A 2,129-nucleotide genomic window follows, 5' to 3' on the forward strand; every position below is an offset into this window, starting at 1 on the left:
CCTCATCCGCCTTTGCTCAATCCGGGGATGTGAATACGGATTATGGTGCGCGGGCACGGCCGCGACCGGATACAAGTCTATGCACGGATAGTGCATCAGCTGACCTCGGAACGAATGAAGCCAATCCCTGAGCATTGCGCGTGGCCCCCCCAACGCGTCAACAGAAGGAACCGTTCAATGCGCTCTTGACAAGGCCCGGATCATACAAGTCGATCTTGAAGAAGACGCGCTCTCCCCTGAAAGTGAATGCGCCGAAGTCGCGTTCGCCGTAGGTATCCTCCTCGAACCTGTGGCGCCGCATGGTTTTGATGAGCTCGGCCTGCGCGACAAGCCCGTTCGGGGTGTCGCCATTGCAGAACGCGTCGAGGCAGCCGCGTGTAAACATGATGCGAGCGCTGGGGTCGAAACCGGAGCGTGCCCGATCATTGAGTTTGGCGATTTGCTCGGCTCGTCCGATTGGTTCGGTCAGCATGGGGTTGTCTCCAATTGAGTCTGGAAGCGTTCGATCCAGTCGGCAAGGTGTGGCCGCTCCGGGAGTGGTATTTCAGCTGCGGCTTCCTGGAACAGTCTCAGCGACGTGGGCGCGTCGGCCTCGATCCGGTCAATTTCCGCATCGGGAAGTAGGCGCTCGGCGCGGATGAAGTCGGTCATTCTGCCGGGCCTGTTGCGCGTTGAAGATCGCCAGAGGCCCTCGACCGTTCGGAGTCTCGGTGCGGCGCGGGCCTCCACCAGCACGATGATCCGGAGGCACCATGCCGGAAGATCGCGGATTTCTTCGGGCTTCGAGCCGCAGCAGAGGAAACATGCCGACTTTGGCGGGACCGGAAGGCCTTCGGCCTCGATACGGGCGATGCAGTCATCGCGGGTCCAGCCCCATTCCCGAAGAGGGTACCGGCATTCAAACCGCTCGCTGGGGATCGTCAGAGCGTGCGCGTGCCTGCGGGTGTCGGCCGGCGAAGCGTCGTAGCCGATCAGCCGAACAACCTTCTGGCCGCGGTTCCAGGCCTCGATGGCCGGTGGCCATCCTGTAACGAACTTGTCCTGCGGCGCGATCTTCCATTTGAGACTGCATGAGTGGCGGCCGAGCGAGATCGACGGAAGTGTCGCATTCGTGAGGACGTTCTCGATCAGCGTCGCGTATGGTGGCCAGTGCTTGAAGCGCTGGGGCTGATACCGGCAGATCTGGAATTCGATACCGTGCCCTTCCATCCATCGCCGGATGATGTCGAGATAGGCATAGGTCGCGGGCTTCTCGGAACCGGTATCGGCTGTCAGGACGAGATCAGGCGTTTCGCCTCGTGCGACAAGCTCGATGAGCATTGCTGTGGAATCGACCCCGATGCCGTAAGCGAGTACCACTGGTGGTTGCGGAAGGTCGAGGAGGTCGCGTGCGCGGGTTGCTGCCGTACCGCAGCGCGGTGCAGCGATCACGACATTTCCCCGGTTGCTGCGCCCCAGTCGTATTCGGGCAAATCGGCGACGATCGGCGCGTCGCAGTCCCACATGATCCATTGGCAACGCAGTTGGCGGGCGACATGGAGAGCGGAGCGGATTTCGAGGGGAACGTCTGCGGCCTCGGTGACGCCGACATCGTCACAGACATACATGAACCAGCCCCATTCGCCCTTGGCGAAGCAGGCCCAGGGGCATCGGGGCATCCAGTCAGCCGCAGTGCCCGGCGACATGTGAGCCGTGCTCAGGGCAAGCATCAGCGCGAACTCATGCGCGGCGACCTCTGGGTTCGTTACGAGGCTCACAGCACGACCTCCTTGGTTGCGGGCGCATTGGCTTCGATGCGTACAGCGCCGATTTCATCGAACCCGTTGACGATGCGGCTGCTGTCATAAGCGTCCTTGTCGACCAGCCCGTGGATGGGATCGCCTTCGTAAGCGGCGTGACCCAAGGCATCGACACGGGCGACACGCCGGGCAACGACGCCCACTTGGCCCTGCGGGACCCAGTCCGCCCAGTCGCCCGAGGCGCTGACGACGACATACTGACCGATCATATCGGTGAGCGCCTGTCGGCGGCGCAGGATGGGGCTGTCACTGGTTTCGACGGCCTCGCCCGTGTGATCCGTATAGCGATCGGGGTGCCATGCCTTCACGCTTGCGCGGGCGTTCTGAACG

3 protein-coding genes and 1 pseudogene are annotated in these 2,129 nt (G+C 62.6%); all 4 read right to left on the reverse strand.

Annotated features, from left to right (window positions below; translation table 11 throughout):
• Positions 1-157 precede the first annotated feature (157 nt).
• Positions 158-472 carry a DUF3768 domain-containing protein gene (locus tag C0456_RS20165; RefSeq protein ID WP_291056377.1) on the reverse strand — a complete coding sequence of 105 codons (315 nt, stop codon included), beginning with the start codon at positions 470-472 and terminating at the stop codon, positions 158-160.
• Complete coding sequence (locus tag C0456_RS20170) at positions 466-1,428, reverse strand: hypothetical protein (RefSeq protein ID WP_367179323.1); 963 nt, start codon at positions 1,426-1,428, stop codon at positions 466-468. Before C0456_RS20170 ends, C0456_RS20165 begins: the two co-directional genes overlap by 7 nt.
• Positions 1,428-1,757, reverse strand: a complete 330-nt coding sequence (locus tag C0456_RS20175; RefSeq protein WP_291056381.1) for a hypothetical protein — start codon at positions 1,755-1,757, stop codon at positions 1,428-1,430. Before C0456_RS20175 ends, C0456_RS20170 begins: the two co-directional genes overlap by 1 nt.
• Positions 1,754-2,129: pseudogene (locus C0456_RS20180) on the reverse strand (hypothetical protein); the annotation flags it as partial. The gene C0456_RS20175 and the pseudogene C0456_RS20180, both read right to left, overlap by 4 nt.

The sequence above is a fragment of the Hyphomonas sp. genome (assembly GCF_013823385.1).
Classification (GTDB): domain Bacteria; phylum Pseudomonadota; class Alphaproteobacteria; order Caulobacterales; family Hyphomonadaceae; genus Hyphomonas.